This is a genomic window from Stenotrophomonas rhizophila, assembly GCF_007667275.1.
GTDB lineage: Bacteria > Pseudomonadota > Gammaproteobacteria > Xanthomonadales > Xanthomonadaceae > Stenotrophomonas > Stenotrophomonas maltophilia_AE.
Map to the genome: position 1 here is coordinate 973724 of NZ_VDQT01000001.1, position 20331 is coordinate 994054.

Consider the following 20331-nt stretch of genomic DNA (forward strand, 5'->3'; position numbering starts at 1 on the left):
TGCGCAGCAGGCGGCCCGGCAGGTGGCACTCGCCCATCCGGTGGCGGATGTGGTACCAAAGACGCCACTGCCCCGCGCCACCCGAACGCAAGAGCGGACACTCAAAACTGTGACGTACTCCATGTATTCTTGCCACATCACCTCAGTATTCCCATCATGCCTCCCGAGCTGACAGCCGTCCTGGCGCTCTGCCGCAACCTGCCCTCGCCGCCCGGTATTGCCCTGCGCATCATCGAACTGGCGCAGGACCCGGAAACCGACATCACCACCGCCGCCGACGTCATCGCCATCGACATGGCGCTGAGCGCGCGCATGCTGCGCATCGCCAATTCGCCGCTGTATGCCAGCCGCCGCCGGATCGAGAACCTGGGCCAGGCGCTGACCATGTTGGGGTTGAATGCCACCATCAGCCTGGCGCTGGGCTTCACCGTCACCCAGAACCTCAGCGCGCCGGGCCAGGACCAGGACGTGCGCGCGCGCGCCTGGCGGCGCAGCATCCTCAGCGCACTGGCGGCCAGCCTGCTGGGCCAGGCCCGCGGCCTGCGCAAGGCCGAGGAACTGATGCTGGCAGGCCTGCTGCAGGATATCGGCGTGCTGGTGCTGGCCCAGAGCGAGCCGGAGCGCTACCTGCCGCTGCTGCGCCAGGCCGGCGACAACGACCAGCTGCTGGCGCTGGAGCGCGAACAGCTGGACTGCACCCATGCCGAGGTCGGCGCCTGGATGGCCGAGCAGTGGGACCTGCCGCGCTACCTGGTCGAGGCCATCGCGCACAGCGAAGCCCCGGCCACCCCGGAGGACACGTTCCAGGCCTGCGTGGCGCTGTCCGGTGCCGTGGCCGATATCTGGCTCAGCGCCGATGCGGATGCGGCTCGAGAGCACGCCCTGCAGCGGGTCCACGAGACCCTCAACCTGGACAGCGCGCAGTTCGACCAGGTGCTGGCGCGGATCGGCGAGGCGCTGCCCGAGATCAGCGCGCTGTTCGAGACCACGCTGATTTCGCCGTCGCGGGTGCAGCAGCTGATCGACCATGCCCAGGAGCTGGCCACCCTGCGCAACCTGCGTGAAATGCAGGACGCCGCCCTGGCCCGGCAGCGCGCCGACGAGTTCGAGGCCCGCGCCAACCGCCTGGCCGAGCAGGCCCACCGCGATGCGCTCACCGGGGTGCTCAACCGCCGCCAGCTCGAGGCGGTGCTGGAACAGGAGTTCCTGCGCGCGACCCGGCATGGCTGGCCGTTGTCGGTGGCCTTCATCGACCTGGACGATTTCAAGAAAATCAACGACGCCCACGGCCACCTGCTCGGCGACCAGGTGCTGCGCGCGTTCGCCGGCAAGCTGCAGGAGCACCTGCGCAACAGCGACACGGTGGCCCGCTTCGGCGGCGAGGAGTTCATCGCCCTGCTGCCCAACACCACCGAGCCGGTGGCGCTGGAAGTGGTGCGCCGGGTGCTGGCCAGCATCGTCAACACGCCCATGGCCGAGGTGGACAGCGGGCCGCTGTTCGTCACCTTCTCCGCCGGCGTGGCTACCCAGGGCGGGTATGAGCGTTTTGCCGATGTTCAGGACCTGTTGAAGGCGGCCGACGATGTGCTCTACCGTTCCAAGAACCTGGGGCGCAACCGGGTGATCGCGCGTTCGCCGAGCACGGCCCCGGCCTGAATGGAGTCAGGAACCGACGCGGGGGCGCCGTGGCGGGCCTTCGCCGCAGCGCAGCAGAAATTCCGCGCCGAGTGCCCCCGGTTCCAGTAGAATTTCCGCGTTTTCCACGCATCCAGAGGCCACCATGTCCAATCTCACCTATCGCCGCATCCTGCTGAAAGTTTCCGGGGAGGCGCTGATGGGAGACGAGGACTATGGCATCGACCCCAAGGTCATCAACCGGCTGGCGCGTGAAGTGATCGAGGCCCAGCAGGCCGGCGCGGAAGTGGCGCTGGTGATCGGCGGCGGCAACATCTTCCGCGGCGCCGGCCTGGCCGCGGGCGGCATGGACCGGGTCACCGGCGACCAGATGGGCATGCTGGCCACGGTGATCAACGCCCTGGCCATGCAGGACGCGCTGGAGAAGCTGGGCGCCAAGGCCCGCGTGATGAGCGCGATCAAGATCAACGACGTGTGCGAGGACTACATCCGCCGCCGCGCCATCCGCCACCTGGAAAAGGGCCGCCTGGTGATCTTCGCCGCCGGCGTCGGCAGCCCGTTCTTCACCACCGACTCCGGTGCGGCGCTGCGCGCCATCGAAATCGGCGCCGACCTGCTGCTCAAGGCCACCAAGGTCGACGGCGTGTACGACAAGGACCCGAACAAGTACAGCGACGCGGTCCGTTTCGACAGCCTGAGCTACGACGAGGTGATCCGCCGCGGCCTGGAAGTGATGGATACCGCCGCGTTCGCGCTGGCCCGCGACAGCGACCTGCCACTGCGCGTGTTCGACATGGGCCAGCCGGGCGAACTGCTGAAGATCCTGCATGGCGAGAACATCGGCACCCTGGTCCGGGGCCGCGACGCCGGCTGAGGCACTTCCCGCCCCGCCGGTCGCGACCGGGCGGGGTTCACCGGATTTCGCCTATAATCGCCCGATTCCCAGTGACATCCAGGATTCGGGCGATGCTCAACGATATCAAGCAGGACGCGCAGACGCGCATGGCCAAGAGCATCGACGCTCTGAAGCACACCCTCACTTCCATCCGCACCGGACGTGCCTCGCCGGCGCTGCTGGACCGGGTCACCGTGAACGCCTACGGCAATCCGAACACCCCGCTGAACCAGGTGGCGAACGTTTCCAATCCGGACGCCCACTCGCTGGCGATCACGCCGTTCGACAAGAGCATGATCAAGGAGATCGAAAAAGGTCTCTACAACGCCGAGCTGACGCCCAACACCATGGGCACCACGATCCGCGTCAACCTCCCGCCGCCGACCGAAGAGCGTCGCAGGGAGCTCGCCAAGCAGGTGCAGCAGGAAGGCGAAGGCGCCAAGGTCGCCATCCGCAAGATCCGCGAAAGCGCCAACAAGTCGGTCGCTACCCTGTTCAAGGACAAGGCGATCACTGAAGACGACAAGAAGCGTGGCGAAGACGACATCCAGAAGCTGACCGACAAGTCGAGCAAGGACATCGACGCTGTCGTTGCCGACAAGGTAAAGGAACTGATGTCGGTCTGAGCCACATGACACAGGCCCCGACCAGCAGCTCCAGCGCCGCCGTGCCCCGCCACGTTGCCATCATCATGGATGGCAACGGGCGCTGGGCACAGAAGCGCCGCCGTCCGCGCGTGATCGGCCATCGCGCCGGCGCGCGCGCGGTGAACCGCACCATCGATTTCTGCCTGGAGCGCGGCATCGCCGCGCTCACGCTGTTCGCCTTCTCCAGTGAAAACTGGGGCCGGCCCAGCGACGAAGTCGACGCGCTGATGAAGCTGTTCCTCAATGCCCTCGACCGCGAGGTGGACGAGCTCCACCGGCGCGGCGTGCGCGTGCGCTTCATCGGCGAACGCGAGCGTTTCGGTGCCGGACTGGTCAGCCGCATGCAGCTGGCCGAACAACGCACCGCCGGCAACACCCGCATGACCCTGAGCATCGCCGCAAGCTACGGTGGCCGCCAGGACATCGCCCGCGCTGCACGCGAACTGGCCGCCGAGGTCGCGGCCGGTCGCCTGCTGCCCGAGCAGATCGACGAAGCGCTGCTCGGCAGCCGCGTCGCCCTGGCCGACCTGCCGGCGCCGGACCTGTTCATCCGTACCGGCGGCGACACCCGCGTCAGCAACTTCCTGCTGTGGCAGCTGGCCTATACCGAACTGTGGTTCACCGAGGTGCTGTGGCCCGAGTTCGACGCCGCCATCCTGCAGCAGGCGCTGGACGCCTACGCTGCACGTGAACGCCGCTTCGGCCTGACCAGCGCCCAGATCGCCGCCCTGGCCACCGAGACCTCCACCCCATGACCAAGACCCGAGTCATCGCCGCGCTGATCATGGCGCCGCTCGCCATCGCGGCCATCCTGCTGCTGCCGACCCAGTGGCTGGCCGCCGCCGCTGCCGCCGTGTTCCTGATCGGGCTGTGGGAATGGCTGAAGCTGGCCGACGTGGAAGACACCCTGGCGCGCACCGTGCTGCTGGTGCTGAACCTGGTGCTGATGGTGCTCATCGTGTGGGCCGACGCCGGCTCGCGGGTGCTGTACCAGATCGCCGCGCTGGTCGGCATCGGCTGGTGGCTGCTGGCGCTGGTGTGGCTGCGCTTCTTCTCCTTCGGCGCCGAACCGGGCAGCCCGGCGCGTTCGCTCAAGCTGCTGGCCGGCAGCCTGGCGATCGTCCCCGCGTGGGCGTCGCTGGTGCTGATCCATGCCAGCGGCGATAACGGTCACCTGTGGCTGCTGACCGCGCTGGCCCTGGTCTGGGCCGCCGACTCCGGCGCGTACTTCGCCGGGCGCAGCCTGGGCCGCACCAAGCTGGCGCCGCGGATCAGCCCGAACAAGACGTGGGAAGGCCTGGCCGGGGGCATGCTGGCCGGCGTGCTGGTCGCGCTGCTGTTCGGCTGGATTGCCGGGGTGGGCAGCGGGCACGTGGTTGGGCTGGTCATCACCGCCGTTGCCAGCGTCTTCGCCTCGGTACTGGGCGACCTGTACGAGAGCCTGCTCAAGCGCCATGCCGGCGCCAAGGACTCGGGCCACATCATCCCGGGCCACGGCGGCGTGCTGGACCGCATCGACGGCGTGCTGGCCGCGCTGCCGGTGTTCGCGCTGGGCAAGGAAATCTTCGGGTTCTGAGCATGCACAGCACCCCTTCCCTCCGCCGGGTTGCCGTCTTCGGTGCCACCGGCTCGATCGGCGCGTCCGCACTGGACGTCATCGCCCGCCACCCGGACCGTTACCGCGCCACCGTGCTGGCCGCCGGCAGCCAGGTGCAGGCCCTGCTGGCCCTGTGCGTGGCGCATCGCCCGCTGCACGCGGTGATCGCGGATGAACGGCACTACGCCGCGCTGCGCGACGGCCTGCGTGCGGCCGGCCTGGACACGCAGCCGCATGCCGGCGCTGCCGCGCTGGACCAGCTGGCCGCCAGCGATGCCTGCGACACCCTGGTGGCCGCCATCGTCGGTGCCGCCGGGCTGTCGTCCACCCTCGCCGCGGCCGACGCCGGCAAGCGCATCCTGCTGGCCAACAAGGAGTCGCTGGTGCTCGCCGGCGCGCTGTTGACCCGCCGCGCCAACGCCGCCGGTGCCGAGATCATTCCGATCGACAGCGAGCACAGCGCCATTTTCCAGTGCCTGCGCTCGCGCGATGCCAGCCTGGACCAGGCCGGCGTGCGCCGGATCCTGCTCACCGCCTCCGGCGGCCCGTTCCGCGGGCGTCGCCGCGCCGAGCTGGCCGAGGTGACCCCGGCCCAGGCCGTTGCCCACCCGAAGTGGTCGATGGGCCCGAAGATCTCGGTGGATTCGGCGACGTTGATGAACAAGGGGCTGGAAGTCATCGAGGCCCACCACCTGTTCAACATTCCCGGCGAACGCATCGAAGTGCTGGTGCACCCGCAGAGCCTGGTGCATTCCCTGGTCGAGTTCGTGGACGGGTCCACCCTCGCCCAGCTGGGCCTGCCGGACATGCGCACGACCCTGGCGGTCGGCCTGGGCTGGCCCCAGCGCATCGAATCGGGGGTCGGCGGCCTCGACCTGCTGACCCAGGGCCGCCTGGATTTCGAGGCGCCCGATACCGAGGCATTCCCGTGCCTCGCCCTGGCCTGGCAGGCGATGGCGGCGGGCGGCACCGCCCCGGCCATCCTCAATGCGGCCAACGAAGTCGCTGTTTCAGCGTTTCTTCAGGGGCAGATCGCTTTCCTAGCGATTCCTAGCCTGGTGGCTAACGCACTTTCAACACTGCCGGCAGCGTCCGCCGATACACTGGAGGGCCTGCTGGACGCCGACCAGCGCGCCCGCCAGATCACCCAAGCCGCCATCGACCACGCCTGAATGCCCTTCCCGCTCCCTACCAGCGACCTCCACCATGGGTGAATTCATCGGCTCCGTCTGGTGGATGATCGTCAGCCTTGGCCTGCTGGTGACCTTCCACGAGTTCGGTCACTACTGGGTGGCGCGGCGCTGCGGGGTGAAGGTGCTGCGTTTCTCGGTCGGGTTCGGGCGGCCGCTGTTCATGCGCCGCAACCGTGCCGGTACCGAATTCGCCATTGCCGCCATTCCGCTGGGCGGCTACGTGAAGATGCTGGACGAGCGCGAGGTCGAGGTGCATCCGGCCGAGCGCGGGCTGGCCTTCAACCACAAGTCGGTGTGGCAACGCATCGCCATCGTCGCGGCCGGCCCGCTGGCCAACCTGGTCCTGTGCGTGGCCCTGCTCTGGGCCATGTTCGTGCTGGGCAAGCAGGACTATTCGGCGACCATCGGCCGCACCACCGGCATGGCCCAGGTGGCCGGGTTGCAGGCCGGCGACCGGGTGCTGAGCGTGGACGCACGCAGCGTGGTCACCGCCAGCCAGGCGGCCATGGCCCTGACCACGGCCGCGATGGACCGCCACGACGCCACGCTGGAAGTGCTGGACGCGCAGGACCAAGTGCAGACCCGCACCCTGCCGCTGTCGCAGCTGCCGGCCGGTTTCGATGAACGCTGGGTGGCTTCGCTGGCCGGGCTGACCTGGCAGTTCCACCTGCAGCCGGCGCTGGTCGAACAGGTGGTAGCCGATTCGGCCGCCCAGGGCGTGCTGCTGCCCGGCGACCTGATCCTGGCCGTGGACGGCGAGCGGATCGACGCGGCCGACCAGGTCTCGCCGGCGATCCAGGCGCTGGGCAGGCGCGGTGGCCCGGGCATGGTGGAAGTCCTGCGCGGCGGCGAGCGGCTGGCGCTGGAACTCACCCCGCGCCAGGGCAAGGACGGCCGCGGCCAGCCCACCTGGCAGGTGGGCGTGGGCTTCCCGCAGACCAGCGCGCCGGCCTACGACACCACGCTGCAGTACGGTCCGCTGGCGGCCATCCCCGCCGCGTTGCGCGAAACCGGGCGCGCGGCCAGCGATTCGCTGGGCATGATGCGCCGCATCGTCACCGGCAATGCCTCGCTGCAGAACGTTTCCGGGCCGGTCACCATCGCCCGCGTGGCCAACCAGACCGCCCAGCGCGGGCTGGATTGGTTCCTCTGGTTCCTGGCGGTGCTGTCGCTGAGCCTGTGCATCATCAACCTGCTGCCCATCCCCATCTTGGACGGCGGGCACCTGCTGTATTACCTTATCGAGTTGGTCAAGGGCAGCCCGCTGAGCGAGCGTGCCATGGCGACCGGCCAGTTCATCGGCCTTGCCATGCTGGCCGGACTGATGGGACTGGCGTTCTACAACGACATCCTCGGTCTGTTCCCGCGATGAACTTTTACCCTTTTGTCGTCGTCTTATGCGCCGGCATCCTGAAACAACGTATTCGACTCCAACCGGACGTGACATGACGCGACTCCCCAATCGCCGCCTGCTTGCCCTCGCACTCGCCGCCGGTTTCGGCGCGCCCGCCCTGGCCCAGGCAGCCGAGCCCTTCACCGTCAGCGACATCCGTGTCGATGGTCTGCAGCGCATCACCTCCGGTACCGTGTTCACCTACCTGCCGGTGGAACGCGGCGAGACCCTGACCGACAACAAGGTCGGCGAGTCCATCCGCGCCCTGTACAAGACCGGCTTCTTCGAGGACGTGCAGCTGGAGCGCCAGGGCGACATCCTGGTGGTCACGGTCAAGGAACGCCCGGCGATCAACAAGCTGACCGTCACCGGCAACAAGGACATCAAGAGCGACCAGCTGCTCAAGGGCCTGAACGACATCGGCCTGAGCGAGGGTGGCACCTTCGATCGCCTGAGCCTGGACCGCGTGACCCAGGAACTTCGCCGCCAGTACAACGACCGCGGCAAGTACAACGTGGAGATCACCCCGACGGTGAGCCCGCTGGACCGCAACCGCGTGGACATCACCATCGCGATCAAGGAAGGCAAGGCCGCCAAGATCCAGCACGTGAACCTGGTCGGGACCGAGAAGTTCGAGTCCGAGGACATCCTAAAGACCTGGGAATCGAAGGAACACAACTGGGCGTCGTGGTACCGCCGCGATGACCAGTATTCGAAGGAAAAGCTGTCCGGCGACCTGGAAAAACTCAATTCCTGGTACCTGGACCGCGGCTACGTGGACTTCAGCATCGACTCCACCCAGGTCTCGATCAGTCCCGACAAGCGCGACATGTTCATCACCGCCGGCGTGACCGAGGGTGAGCAGTACAAGATTTCCGAGATCAAGGTCACCGGCGACACGATCCTGCCGCAGGAAGACGTGGAGCGCATGCTGATCCAGAAGTCGGGCGATACCTTCTCGCGCGCGCTGCTGGAGTTCAGCTCGGACGCCATCACCAATTCGCTGTCCAACATCGGTTATGCGTTCGCGAAGGTGAACCCCATCCCGACCAGCAACCGCGCCGAGCGTACCGTGGCGATCAACATGCAGGTCGTCCCGGGTCCGCGCGTGGGCGTGCGCCGCATCGTGTTCAAGGGCAACACGCGTACCTCCGACGAGGTGCTGCGTCGTGAAATGCGCCAGTTCGAGAACAGCTGGTACTCGCAGGCGGCGATCGACCGTTCCAAGATCCGCCTGCAGCGTCTGGGCTACTTCGAGTCGGTCGATGTCGAGACGCCGCCGGTGACCGGCAGCAACGACCAGGTGGACGTGGTCTACAACGTGAAGGAAACCACGTCGGGCAGCTTCGTGTTCGGCCTGGGCTACTCGCAGTCGTACGGCATGACCACGTCGGTGCAGCTGTCGCAGAACAACTTCCTCGGCGGCGGCAACCGCGTGTCGGTGGAAGCGTCGCGCAGCAGCTACCTGCAGCGTTACGGCTTCTCCTACACCAACCCGTACTTCACCGACGACGGCGTGTCGCTGGGCTACAACCTGTCCTGGCGCGAACTGGATTACTCGGACTTCAACACCGCGCAGTACAACAGCACCAACGGTGCGGCGCAGGTGGTGTTCGGGGTGCCGATCACCGAGAACGACACCGTGTCGCTGATGGTGGGTATCGACAGCAACCAGATCACGACCTACCAGGGCTCGACCCCGCAGTCGATCATCGACTACATCGACGCCATCGGCCAACGCACCTTCCACTCCTGGCGCACCGAGCTGGGCTGGGCGCGCGACACCCGCAACGACTACTTCATGCCGACCCGCGGCATGTACCAGCGCGTGGGCCTGGAAACCACCCTGCCGGGTTCGACGGTCGAGTACTACAAGCTGAACTACCAGGTCTCCAAGTACTGGCCGATCATCCCGTCGCTGGTCATCAACACCCGCGCCGAGGTCGGCTACGGCGACTCGTACGGCAACGACGTGTCGCGCGTGATTACCAATCAGGACGGAACCACCCGCGTGGTCACCGCGTCGGGCCTGCCTTTCTTCGAGAACTTCTACGCCGGCGGCACCAACTCGGTGCGCGGTTTCGAAGACAACACCCTGGGTCCGCGCTCGGAAGCGACCGACTACTACAGCCGCGGCCAGCCGCTGGGTGGTTCGCTGAAGACGGTGGGTTCGGTGGAAGCCTACTTCCCGCGCCTGTTCGACAGCCCCTCGGCGCGCGTATCGGCGTTCTTCGACGTCGGTAACGTGTACAACGGCGTCGACAACTTCAAGGCCAACGAACTGCGCGCCTCGGCCGGTGTCGCCCTGCTCTGGCGCGCCCCGGTCGGCCCGATCTCGATCAGCTATGCCTTCCCGCTCAAGAAGGAAGACGGCGACGAAATCGAGCGTCTCCAGTTCACCTTCGGCGGCCAGTTCTAACCGCTCGAAGCATCAGCAGAAACGCCGGGCATTGCCCGGCGTTTTTTTTGCCCGTTGAAGCGCAGCGTCATTGCAACGGCCCGTTGCAGAGGGGCGCACGGTCTTCGATCGGGTTCATCGCGGGCGTTGAGGGCCCCGCCGCGGCCGGCAGGCCCCTATGCAAATGTCCCCCGGCGCCGGCCTGCGGCCGCCACCTCCTCCTTTACTTTGCCAGGGACCTACCGGCCGCGACGGGGCTCGGCTTGCGGTTGGCGATGGAAAGCGGATGTCAGGGTGCCGACGCCGGTGGGGCGAGTGCGGGGCCGCCGTGCCCTTGTGGGCGAATTAAAAGGAGGAAGGGGGCGGCCGCAGGCCGACGCCGGGGGACATTCGCCCACAAGGGCACGGCGGCCCCGCGCTCGCCCCACCGGCAGCCGCGTCTGCTGCAGCGCGCGCCCCGGCAACCCGGCGCCGGGCGGCGACAGCCCAAGATCGCATGCATGACCGAACTGGCGGCACACGGTAAACTCGCGGCGTGAACACTCCTACCTATACCGCCCAGCAACTCGCCGAGCAGTTTGGCCTGCAGGTCCATGGTGATGGCAGCACCGCCATCCGTGGCGTGGCCACGCTTGCCCATGCCGGCTCCGGCCAGCTGACCTTCCTGGCCAATCCGCGCTACCGGGCCCAGCTGGCCGACAGCCAGGCCGGCATCGTGGTGCTGCGCGCCGACGACGCCGACGCCGCGCCCGGTACCGCGCTGATCGCCAAGGACCCGTACACCACCTTCGCCAAGATCGCCGCGCTGTTCGACATCGCCCCGACCCGGCCGCCGGGTATCCACCCCAGCGCCGTCATCGATCCCGACGCCCAGGTCGCCGCCAGCGCCCACATCGGCCCGTTCGTCACCATCGGCGCGCGCAGCGTGGTCGGTGATAACTGCATCGTCGGCCCGGGCAGCGTCATCGGCGAAGACTGCAGCCTCGACACCGGCTGCGAACTCATCGCCCGCGTCACCCTGGTCACCCGCGTCCGCATCGGCAAGCGCGTGCGCATCCATCCCGGCGCCGTGCTTGGCGCCGATGGCTTCGGCCTGGCCATGGATGCCGGCAGCTGGATCAAAGTGCCCCAGCTCGGCGGCGTGCGGATCGGCGACGACTGCGAGATCGGCGCCAACACCTGCGTAGACCGCGGTGCCCTCGAAGATACCGTGCTCGACAACGACGTGCGCCTGGACAACCTCGTCCAGATCGCCCACAACGTCCAGATCGGCGCCCACTCCGCCATCGCCGGCTGCACCGGCATCGCCGGCAGCGCCAAGATCGGCCGCTACTGCCTGCTCGGCGGCGCCGTCGGCGTCGTCGGCCACCTCGAGATCTGCGACAAGGTGGTCATCACCGGCAAGTCCGTGGTGCGCAACTCCATCACCGAACCGGGCGAGTACTCGTCCGGGACCCCATTGACCGACAATCGCACGTGGCGCAAGAACGCCGCGCGCTTCAAGCAGCTCGATGCCCTGGCCCGTCGCATCCTGTCTGTAAGCAAGGAGAAGGAATGAGCCACGAACAGAAGCTGCCGGACATCACCGAAATCCAGGCGCTGATCCCGCACCGCTACCCCTTCCTGCTGGTCGACAAGGTCGTCGCGATCGATTACGAAAAGCGCACCATCGTCGCCACCAAGAACGTCAGCATCAACGAACCGTTCTTCCAGGGCCACTTCCCCGGCCAGCCGATCATGCCCGGCGTGCTGATCATCGAAGCCATGGCCCAGGCCGGCGGCGTGCTGACCCAGCTCACCCTGGGCCGTGACGCCCAGTCCAAGCTGTTCTACATGGTCAAGGTCGACAAGGCCCGCTTCAGCAAGCAGGTCGTGCCCGGTGACGTGCTGGAAATGCACGTGGAGATCAAGCGCGTGATCCGCAACATGGCGGTGTACGACTGCGTGGCCAAGGTCGACGGCGAAGTCGTCGCCTGCGCCGAAGTGCTCTGCGCCGGCACCCGCGAATGAACGCGCCGCTCATCCACCCCACCGCGGTCATCGACCCGTCGGCAAAACTGGCGGCGGATGTGCGTGTCGGTGCGTTCTGCCTGATCGGTGCCGACGTCGAGATCGGTGCCGGCACCGAAGTCGGCCCGCACTGCTCGATCCACGGCCCGACCCGGATCGGCCGCAACAACCGCTTCATCGGCCACGTCGCCGTCGGCGGCGAACCGCAGGACAAGAAATACGCCGGCGAGCGCACCGAACTGGTGATCGGCGACGACAACGTGTTCCGCGAGTTCGTCACCCTCAACCGCGGTACCGGCGGCGGCGGTGGCGTCACCACCATCGGCAACGGCAACTGGATGCTGGCCTACACCCACGTGGCGCACGACTGCCATGTCGGCAACCACTGCGTGTTCTCCAACAACACCACCCTCGCCGGCCACGTGACCGTGGGCGACTACGTGATCATCAGCGGCTTCGCCGGTGCCCACCAGTTCTGCCGCATCGGTGCCCACGCCTTCCTCGGCATGGGCGCACTGACCAATGGCGACGTACCGCCGTTCACCATGGTCGGCAGCGACTCGCTGGGTCGCCCGCGTGGCATCAACAGCGAAGGCCTGAAGCGCCGTGGCTTCGATGCCGAGCGCATCGCCAGCATCAAGCGTGCTTACCGCACCCTGTACGTGGCCGGCCTGCCGCTGGCCGAAGCCAAGGTGCAGCTGGCCGAACAGGCCACGCACAGCGCCGACGTCAAGGACATGCTGGACTTCATCGAGCACGCCGAGAGGCCGCTGCTGCGATGACCGCTCGGCCGCTGCGGATCGCCCTGGTCGCCGGTGAAGCTTCCGGCGACCTGTTGGGCGCCGGTCTGGTCCGCGAACTGCAACGCCGCTTCCCCGATGCCGAGTTTGCCGGCATCGGCGGCGACGCCATGCGCAACGCCGGCTGCCAGACCTGGTTCGACGCCAGCGAACTGGCGGTGATGGGGCTGACCGAAGTGCTGCGCCACCTGCCGCGCCTGCTCGCCCTGCGCAAGGCATTCCGCACCCGCGTGCTGGAGTGGCAGCCGGACGTGTTCATCGGCATCGATGCGCCGGACTTCAACCTGGGCGTGGAGCGCTGGCTGAAGGAACGCGGCGTGCGCACGGTGCACTATGTCAGTCCGTCGGTGTGGGCCTGGCGCGAGAAGCGCGCGGAGAAGATCGGCGCCAGCGCCGACCTGGTGCTGTGCCTGTTCCCGATGGAGCCGCCGATCTATGCGCGGCACGGCATCGATGCACGCTTCGTCGGCCACCCGATGGCCGACGACATCCCGCTGCACAGCGACCGCGAGGCGGCTCGCGTGGCGCTGGGCCTGCCGGTCAATGCGAAGGTGCTGGCCGTACTGCCGGGCAGCCGGCTGGGCGAGATCAGCAAGCTGGGCGAAGCCTTCTTCGAGGCGGCCTGGCAGGTTTCGGAGCGTATTCCGGGCCTGCACGTGGTGGTCCCGGCGGCCAACCCGGCCTGCCGCCAGCTGATCAACGAGCAGCTGTCGCGGTCGGCGTTGCCGGTGGCGCATTCGCACGTGCTGGACGGCGAGGCGCGTACGGCGATGATCGCGGCCGACGTGGTGGTGCTGGCCTCGGGCACGGCCACGCTGGAAACCATGCTGGTGAAGCGGCCGATGGTGGTGGGCTACCGGGTGGCGGAGCTGACCTACCGGATCGTCAAGGCACTGGGCCTGATCAAGGTGGACCGTTTCGCGCTGCCCAACATCCTGGCCGGCAAGGACCTGGCGCCGGAGCTGATCCAGCACGACTGCGTGCCGGACAAGCTGGCCGATGCGATCCTGCAATGGTTTGAACATCCGCAGCGCGGGATCGACATCCAGCCGACCTACGAGCAGCTGCACCTGCAGCTGCGCCAGGACGCCTCGGCGCGCGCGGCCGATGCGGTGGCCGAGCTGCTGTCACGCGGCGGTGCAGCGGCATGAGCCGGCGCCATGCAGCGGCGGCCTCGCTGGCGCTGTTCGACGGCGCGGCGCTGGCCACCGTCGCGCCCCGCTACGTGGCAGGCGTGGACGAGGCGGGCCGCGGTCCGCTGGCCGGCCCGGTCGCGGTGGCGGCGGTGGTGTTCTGCCCCGACCGGCCGCGCCTGAACGGCCTGGACGACTCCAAGCAGCTCACCGCGCTGCGCCGCGACCAGCTGTTCGACAGGATCCAGCAGCGAGCGCTGGCGTTCCACGTGGTCATGGTGGACGTAGGCGAGATCGATGCGCTCAACATCTACCAGGCCACCATGCTCGGCATGCGCCGGGCGGTGGAAGCGGTGGCGCACGTGGCCCAGTTCGCGCGCATCGACGGCAACGTTGTGCCCAAGGGCCTGCCCTGCCCGGCCCAGGCACTGGTCGGCGGCGACGCGCTCGACCGCGCGATCATGGCCGCGTCGATCCTGGCCAAGGTCAGCCGCGACCGCTACATGCTGCAGCTCCACGAGCAGCACCCCGAATACGGTTTCGACCAGCACAAGGGCTACGGCACCCCGGCCCACCTGGCCGCCCTGCGCACCCACGGCCCCTGCCCGCACCACCGCCAGAGCTTCGCCCCGGTGCGCGACTGTGTGGCTGCGCCCGCCAGCGCCATGACGGCCTGACGCACAGCCGATGCTGCCAACCCGGCGTAGAGCCGGGCTCTGCCCGGCTGCTTCACGCATTTGGGCGAACAGCCCATATGCAACGTTGCCCTTGCCAAGGCGGGTCGGGGCGGGTCCGTGGGGGACGCCGTAAATACGTCCTTGTAGGCTTGGTCGCCGCATCCATGCGGCTCACACCCCCAAAAACCCGCCCCGACCCACCTCTCGACAGTGTGTCGCTGCCACGGGAAAAGCAGTTGCCGGGCGGAGCCCGGCAACACCCGCGTCTGCCGTGGCCGCCGATCGTCCGTAAGGGGCGGCGGCGGGGGTAGGGGTACGGGACCTTTCCTTGCAACATGGATGTTGCAAGAGAGCCCCCAAGGGTGAAGGCGCACTGCCTGCGAGGCACTGCCTCGCGTGCGACTGAACGCCCAACCGCTGGCGGTTGGGCCGGGGCCCGGAGGGCGGTTTACGGCGCGTCCCGTACCCCTGCCCCCGCCGCCGCCCCAGCACGTAGATCCCCGACGAGGCGCTTTGGCTTCGGCTCTGGCTTCGTCGCTAGTCCGGACGCCCGCCTTAACCCACCGAACTGTCAAGGCTTGTCCGGCTTGCCCCCCGCCGCTACCCTGACCGGGCATTACATTGGCCCGGCATGACCACTTCCCGTTTCGTACATCTGCACGTCCACACCGAATTTTCGCTGGCGGATTCGACCATCCGTGTCCCGGCGAAACCGGATCAGGCTGACCCGAAAAAGGCCAAGCAGGCCAACCTGCTCAGCCGCGCCGTCGAACTGAACCTGCCCGCACTGGCAGTGACCGACCTGAACAACCTGTTCGCCCTGGTCAAGTTCTACAAGGCCGCTGAAACCGTCGGCATCAAACCGATCGCCGGCGCCGACATCATGATCGCCGAAGAGGGCATGACCCCCTGGCGCATGACCCTGCTGTGCCGCGACCGCGAAGGCTACCTCAGCCTGTCGCGCCTGCTCACCCGCGCCTGGATGGAAGGCCACCGCCCTGAAGGCGGCGTCGCCGTGCATCCCGACTGGCTCAAGGCCGGCTGCCACAACCTGTTCGCCCTTGCCGGCCGCGACAGCCTCGCCGGGCGCCTGGCCGGCGACGGCCGCCATGACCTTGCCGAACAGCAGCTTGCCGACTGGCAGCGCGTATTCGGCGATGGCCTGCACCTGGAACTGACCCGCACCGGCCGCGACGGCGAAGAAGCCTTCAACCAGTTCGCCCTGGTCGCCGCCGGCCAGCGTGGCTTGCCGGTCATCGCCAGCAACGACGTCCGCTTCCTGCGCCCCGACGACTTCAGCGCCCATGAAGCGCGCGTCTGCATTTCCTCCGGCCGCGTCCTCGACGACCCCAAGCGCCCGCGCGACTACAGCGACCAGCAGTACCTGAAATCGCCCGAGGAAATGTGCGCCCTGTTCGCCGACATTCCCGACGCGATCGACAACACCCTCGCGCTGGCCGAACGCTGCAACATGGAAATGCGGCTGGGCACCTACTTCCTGCCCGACTACCCGGTGCCCGACAACGAGACGCTGGACAGCTGGATCTGCAGCGAATCGCGCAAGGGCCTGGAAGCGCGCCTGGAGAAGAACCCGCTCGCCGACGGCAAGACCCGCGAAGATTACTTCGAACGCCTCGAATTCGAACTGGCCACCATCATCAAGATGGGTTTCCCCGGCTACTTCCTGATCGTGGCCGACTTCATCCAGTGGGGGAAGGGCCAGGGCATCCCGATCGGGCCCGGCCGTGGTTCCGGTGCCGGCTCGCTCGTCGCCTGGGCCCTGCAGATCACCGACCTCGACCCGATTCCGTACAACCTGCTGTTCGAACGGTTCCTCAACCCCGAACGCGTGTCGATGCCCGACTTCGACATCGACTTCTGCATGGATCGCCGCGACGAAGTCATCGACTACGTCGCGCGCAAGTACGGCCGCGAACGCGTCAGCCAGATCATCACCTACGGCACCATGGCCGCCAAGGCCGTGGTGCGCGACTCCGGGCGCGTACTCGGCTTCCCGTACGGCCTGGTCGACGGCGTGTCCAAGCTCATCCCCAACATCCTGGGCATCTCGCTCAAGGATGCCATGGGCGAAGGCAAGGACTCGGAAATGGCATCGCCGGAGCTGATCCAGCGCTACCAGAACGAAGACGACGTGCGCGACCTGATCGACCTGGCGCGCCAGCTCGAAGACCTCACCCGCAACGCCGGCAAGCACGCCGGCGGCGTGGTGATCGCGCCCGAACCGCTGGCCGAATTCTGCCCCCTGTTCGCCGAACACGACGAAAGCGGGCGCGGCCGCAACCCGGTCACCCAGTTCGACAAGAACGACGTCGAAGAAATCGGCCTGGTGAAGTTCGACTTCCTGGGCCTGCGCACGCTGACCATCATCGACTGGGCGGTCAAGGCGATCAACAAGCGCCATGCGCGCGCCGGCATCCCGCCGGTGGACATCACCGCCATTCCGCTCGACGACGCCCCCACCTACAAAGACATCTTCGCCAACGGCAACACCGGCGCCGTGTTCCAGTTCGAATCCTCTGGCATGCGCCGCCTGCTGAAGGACGCGCGCCCCGACCGTTTCGAAGACCTGATCGCCCTGGTATCGCTGTACCGTCCCGGCCCGATGGACCTGATTCCTTCCTTCAACGCGCGTAAGCACGGCCAGGAAGAAATCATCTATCCCGATCCGCGTACCGAAGCGATCCTGAAAGACACCTACGGCATCATGGTGTACCAGGAGCAGGTCATGCAGATGGCGCAGATCGTGGGCGGCTACTCGCTCGGCGGCGCCGACCTGCTGCGCCGCGCGATGGGCAAGAAAGTGCCGGCCGAAATGGCCAAGCACCGCGAGATCTTCCGCGAAGGTGCCGCCAAGGGCGGCGTCGACGGCCCCAAGGCCGACGAAATCTTCGACCTGATGGAGAAGTTCGCCGGCTACGGCTTCAACAAGTCGCACGCCGCCGCCTACGCCCTCGTCAGCTACCAGACCGCCTGGCTGAAGAAGCACTACCCGGCCGAATTCATGGCCGCGACCCTGTCCTCGGACATGGACAACACCGACAAGGTGGTCGGCTTCCTGGCCGAAGTGCGCAACCTCGGCCTGACCGTACTGCCGCCGCGCGTCAACGAATCGGCCTACATGTTCGAAGCGTCCAGCGCCGACACCATCCAGTACGGACTCGGCGCGATCAAGGGTGTCGGCCAGGGCGCGTGCGAAGCGGTGGTCGACGAGCGCCTCGCCAAGGGCCGCTACCAGTCGCTGCTCGACTTCTGCATGCGCATCGAGTCCGGCAAGCTCAATCGGCGCACGCTGGAAGCGATGATCAACTGCGGCGCGCTCGATGGCCTCGGCAAGAATCGCGCATCGCTGATGCTGCAGCTGCCCGAAGTGCTCAAGGCCACCGACCAGATGTCGCGCGAGAAGGCCTCCGGGCAGAACTCGCTGTTCGGCGCACCTGATCCGGTCAGCACCGCCCTGCAGCTGGACCTGCCCGAGGCCAAGGAATGGCCGCTGGGCCAGCTGCTCGACGGCGAGCGCGAAACCCTGGGCTTCTACCTCAGCGGCCATCCGTTCGACCCGCATGCCGACGACGTCAAGGAACTGGTCGGCACCGACCTGGGCATGCTGGAGAAGCTCATCCCGCCTGCCCGTCCCAGCAAGGACGGCGAGAAGCGCGCCTGGCGCCAGGAAACCCCGGTGATCCTGGCCGGGCTGGTGGTCGGCGTGCGCCGCAAAGGCGAAAGCCAGATCTTCATGCAGCTCGAAGACGGCAAGGGTCGGGTCGAGTGCAGCGCCTTCACCGATGGCCTGGCCGAGTTCGGCCACCTGATGACCAAGGACCGCATCCTGGTGGTCAAGGGCGGCCTGCGCGAAGACGAATTCAACGGCGGTTATGCCCTGCGCATCCGTCAGTGCTGGGACTTCGAGGAAATCTGCGCCAATTACGCCACCCGCCTCTCGCTCCGCCTCGACCTGCGCCAGGGCGAGCCGGTGTGGGGCCGGGTCAACGCCCTGCTCGACCGCCACCGTCCCGGCCGCACCCCCCTGCGCCTGGACCTGCTGCTGGGCTCCGAGCAGGGCCCGGTGGCCGGCATGCTGGACGTGGCCGGCGACGTCGCCGTGCGCGTGGACAGCCAGCTGGTGGACGCGCTGCGGGCCGACCCGGCCGTGCGCACGCTCAAAGTCCGGTACAGCCCGCCATGGGCGAATTGATCCAGGTAGCGCCGGGACCCGCCCCGGCTGGGGTGTTCCACCAGACGACCCCGTACGGGGCATTTAGACGCATTCGGCTACACTTTCCCTCTTTTCTTCACGACGGCTTCCGATGAATCCGAACTACCTCGACTTCGAGCAACCCATCGCTGATCTGGAGGCAAAGATCCAGGAGCTGCGCAGCGCAAGCGCCGGCCCGGCGGTCAATGTCGAAGCCGAAGTACGCACCCTGCAGGACAAGCTGCGGCTGCGTACCGCCCAGATCTTCCGCAACCTGACCTCGTGGCAGGTGCTGCAGCTGGCCCGGCATCCCTCGCGCCCCTACACCGCCGACTACATCCGGATCATCTGCGATGAGTTCCAGGAGCTTGCCGGCGACCGTGCCTTCGCCGACGACAAGGCGATCATCGGCGGTCTGGCCCGCATCGGCGGTCGCCCGGTCATGCTGATCGGCCACCAGAAGGGCCGCGACACCAAGGAAAAGATCAAGCGCAACTTCGGCATGCCCAAGCCGGAGGGCTACCGCAAGGCGCTGCGCCTGATGAAGATGGCCGAGCGCTTCGGCCTGCCGGTGCTGACCCTGATCGACACTGCCGGCGCCTGGCCGGGTATCGACGCCGAATCGCGCGGCCAGTCCGAAGCGATCGCGCGCAACCTGATGGAAATGGCCGAACTGAAGGTGCCGGTGATCTGCACCGTGATCGGCGAAGGCGGCTCCGGCGGCGCGCTGGCGCTGGGCGTGGGCGACCGCACCCTGATGCTGGAGTACAGCGTGTATTCGACCATCAGCCCGGAAGGCTGCGCCTCGATCCTGTGGAAGGACGCAGGCAAGGCCAAGGACGCCGCCGAACAGCTGGGCCTGACCGCCCCGCGCCTGAAGAGCCTGGGCCTGGTCGACAAGGTGGTGCGCGAGCCGACCGGCGGCGCCCACCGCAACCCGAACCAGATGGCCAAGCGCTTGAAAGCGGTGCTGCTCAACGAGCTGGATACGCTGGAAAAGCTGTCCACCGAGGACCTGCTGCAGAAGCGCTACGAGCGCCTGCGCGGGTATGGGGCGTACGAAACGGCCTGATCTGACGCTGCGATTGAGGCGACAAAAAACCGGGCCTTGCGCCCGGTTTTTTTGTCTTCGTCCGGATGGCTCAGCCACGCAGGGCGTGGCTCTACGGCATTCTGGTGCCCGGCGTAGAGCCACGCCCTGCGTGGCTGCGCAATGCCGGGTCGCTCAGAACGGCTTGGCCAACACCAGCCACACCACCCCGATGAACAACACCAGCGGCAGCTCATTGAACCAGCGCAGCGCGCGCGACGACGGCAGCACCCTGCCCTTCACCGCGCCCTTGAGCAGGCGCCCGGTCCAGCTGAAATACACCAGCAGCAGCACCACCAGCCCCAGCTTGGCATGCAGCCAGCCCGCCGCCCCCGGCGCGACCATCGTGGGGAAGTCCGGAATCACCTTGTAGCCCAGCCACAGCACCAGCCCCAGCACCAGCGCGATGCCAAACATCATGTGCCCGAACCGGTACAGGCGCAGGCCCATCAGCTGCAGCCGCTCGATCACCGGCAGCTGGCCGGCGGTCTCGCTCAGGTTGACCAGGATCCGCGGCAGATAGAACACCGCCGCCATCCACGCCACCACGAACACCAGGTGGAAGGTCTTGACCCAGTAGTAGGACTGCATGCGCTTGCTCCGGCGGCTGGCTTGGGATGTCGTGCATTCTGGCCGATTCGCACCGTCGC

The 20331-nt window shown here is 67.5% G+C and carries 15 protein-coding genes and 1 pseudogene; 15 read left to right on the forward strand and 1 reads right to left on the reverse strand.

From position 1 onward, the window contains the following. Nucleotides 1-156 precede the first annotated feature (156 nt). From FSZ13_RS04225 to FSZ13_RS04295, 15 genes and pseudogenes are all read left to right on the forward strand, one after another. On the forward strand, nt 157-1656 hold the full coding sequence (locus tag FSZ13_RS04225) for a GGDEF domain-containing protein (protein ID WP_145478144.1): 1500 nt from the start codon (nt 157-159) through the stop codon (nt 1654-1656). Nucleotides 1657-1780: 124 nt separating this feature from the next. Beyond that, nucleotides 1781-2509 (forward strand): UMP kinase, encoded by a 729-nt coding sequence (gene pyrH, locus FSZ13_RS04230; RefSeq protein ID WP_145478145.1) that lies wholly within the window; start codon nt 1781-1783, stop codon nt 2507-2509. A 92-nt stretch (nt 2510-2601) separates the two neighbouring features. Continuing rightward, entirely contained in the window at nt 2602-3156 is a 555-nt protein-coding gene (gene frr / locus FSZ13_RS04235; RefSeq protein WP_145478146.1) for a ribosome recycling factor, read from the forward strand. 5 nt (nt 3157-3161) lie between these two features. Further along, complete coding sequence (uppS, locus tag FSZ13_RS04240) at nt 3162-3932, forward strand: polyprenyl diphosphate synthase (RefSeq protein ID WP_145478147.1); 771 nt, start codon at nt 3162-3164, stop codon at nt 3930-3932. After that, on the forward strand, nt 3929-4753 hold the full coding sequence (locus tag FSZ13_RS04245; RefSeq protein WP_145478148.1) for a phosphatidate cytidylyltransferase: 825 nt from the start codon (nt 3929-3931) through the stop codon (nt 4751-4753). Before uppS ends, FSZ13_RS04245 begins: the two co-directional genes overlap by 4 nt. Before the next feature lie 2 nt (nt 4754-4755). Continuing rightward, on the forward strand, nt 4756-5946 hold the full coding sequence (gene dxr, locus FSZ13_RS04250; protein ID WP_145478149.1) for a 1-deoxy-D-xylulose-5-phosphate reductoisomerase: 1191 nt from the start codon (nt 4756-4758) through the stop codon (nt 5944-5946). Between the two features lie 34 nt (nt 5947-5980). Continuing rightward, a complete protein-coding gene (rseP, locus tag FSZ13_RS04255; protein ID WP_145478150.1) occupies nt 5981-7339 on the forward strand; it encodes an RIP metalloprotease RseP in 1359 nt (452 codons plus the stop codon). A 73-nt stretch (nt 7340-7412) separates the two neighbouring features. Further along, nucleotides 7413-9779: an outer membrane protein assembly factor BamA gene (gene bamA, locus FSZ13_RS04260; RefSeq protein ID WP_145478151.1), complete on the forward strand. Its 2367-nt coding sequence runs from the start codon at nt 7413-7415 to the stop codon at nt 9777-9779. Between the two features lie 514 nt (nt 9780-10293). Continuing rightward, nucleotides 10294-11316 carry a UDP-3-O-(3-hydroxymyristoyl)glucosamine N-acyltransferase gene (gene lpxD / locus FSZ13_RS04265; protein WP_145478152.1) on the forward strand — a complete coding sequence of 341 codons (1023 nt, stop codon included), beginning with the start codon at nt 10294-10296 and terminating at the stop codon, nt 11314-11316. Beyond that, the gene (fabZ, locus tag FSZ13_RS04270; protein WP_145478153.1) at nt 11313-11768 is read left to right on the forward strand and encodes a 3-hydroxyacyl-ACP dehydratase FabZ; all 456 of its coding nucleotides are present in this window, start codon (nt 11313-11315) and stop codon (nt 11766-11768) included. The genes lpxD and fabZ overlap by 4 nt, the downstream gene beginning before the upstream one ends. Next, nucleotides 11765-12550 carry an acyl-ACP--UDP-N-acetylglucosamine O-acyltransferase gene (gene lpxA, locus FSZ13_RS04275; RefSeq protein ID WP_145478154.1) on the forward strand — a complete coding sequence of 262 codons (786 nt, stop codon included), beginning with the start codon at nt 11765-11767 and terminating at the stop codon, nt 12548-12550. The genes fabZ and lpxA overlap by 4 nt, the downstream gene beginning before the upstream one ends. Nucleotides 12551-12552: 2 nt before the next feature. Beyond that, nucleotides 12553-13719, forward strand: a pseudogene (gene lpxB / locus FSZ13_RS04280) (lipid-A-disaccharide synthase); the annotation flags it as partial. Then, nucleotides 13716-14378 (forward strand): ribonuclease HII, encoded by a 663-nt coding sequence (locus FSZ13_RS04285; RefSeq protein ID WP_145478156.1) that lies wholly within the window; start codon nt 13716-13718, stop codon nt 14376-14378. The pseudogene lpxB and the gene FSZ13_RS04285, both read left to right, overlap by 4 nt. A gap of 631 nt (nt 14379-15009) precedes the next feature. Then, nucleotides 15010-18591, forward strand: coding sequence for a DNA polymerase III subunit alpha (gene dnaE, locus FSZ13_RS04290; RefSeq protein ID WP_145478157.1), 3582 nt, complete (start codon nt 15010-15012; stop codon nt 18589-18591). Nucleotides 18592-18703: 112 nt separating this feature from the next. Further along, nucleotides 18704-19663, forward strand: coding sequence for an acetyl-CoA carboxylase carboxyltransferase subunit alpha (locus FSZ13_RS04295; RefSeq protein ID WP_145478158.1), 960 nt, complete (start codon nt 18704-18706; stop codon nt 19661-19663). 153 nt (nt 19664-19816) lie between these two features. Here FSZ13_RS04295 and FSZ13_RS04300 read toward each other — a convergent pair whose 3' ends face one another. Further along, complete coding sequence (locus FSZ13_RS04300) at nt 19817-20272, reverse strand: CopD family protein (RefSeq protein ID WP_145478159.1); 456 nt, start codon at nt 20270-20272, stop codon at nt 19817-19819. Nucleotides 20273-20331: the final 59 nt, after the last annotated feature.

Coding starts and splice junctions, on each gene's coding strand:
- FSZ13_RS04225 (WP_145478144.1), top strand. CDS start 157: ATGCCTCCCGAGCTGACAGCCGTCCTGGCGCTCTGCCGCAACCTGCCC.
- pyrH (WP_145478145.1), top strand. CDS start 1,781: ATGTCCAATCTCACCTATCGCCGCATCCTGCTGAAAGTTTCCGGGGAG.
- frr (WP_145478146.1), top strand. CDS start 2,602: ATGCTCAACGATATCAAGCAGGACGCGCAGACGCGCATGGCCAAGAGC.
- uppS (WP_145478147.1), top strand. CDS start 3,162: ATGACACAGGCCCCGACCAGCAGCTCCAGCGCCGCCGTGCCCCGCCAC.
- FSZ13_RS04245 (WP_145478148.1), top strand. CDS start 3,929: ATGACCAAGACCCGAGTCATCGCCGCGCTGATCATGGCGCCGCTCGCC.
- dxr (WP_145478149.1), top strand. CDS start 4,756: ATGCACAGCACCCCTTCCCTCCGCCGGGTTGCCGTCTTCGGTGCCACC.
- rseP (WP_145478150.1), top strand. CDS start 5,981: ATGGGTGAATTCATCGGCTCCGTCTGGTGGATGATCGTCAGCCTTGGC.
- bamA (WP_145478151.1), top strand. CDS start 7,413: ATGACGCGACTCCCCAATCGCCGCCTGCTTGCCCTCGCACTCGCCGCC.
- fabZ (WP_145478153.1), top strand. CDS start 11,313: ATGAGCCACGAACAGAAGCTGCCGGACATCACCGAAATCCAGGCGCTG.
- lpxA (WP_145478154.1), top strand. CDS start 11,765: ATGAACGCGCCGCTCATCCACCCCACCGCGGTCATCGACCCGTCGGCA.
- FSZ13_RS04285 (WP_145478156.1), top strand. CDS start 13,716: ATGAGCCGGCGCCATGCAGCGGCGGCCTCGCTGGCGCTGTTCGACGGC.
- dnaE (WP_145478157.1), top strand. CDS start 15,010: ATGACCACTTCCCGTTTCGTACATCTGCACGTCCACACCGAATTTTCG.
- FSZ13_RS04295 (WP_145478158.1), top strand. CDS start 18,704: ATGAATCCGAACTACCTCGACTTCGAGCAACCCATCGCTGATCTGGAG.
- FSZ13_RS04300 (WP_145478159.1), bottom strand. CDS start 20,272: ATGCAGTCCTACTACTGGGTCAAGACCTTCCACCTGGTGTTCGTGGTG.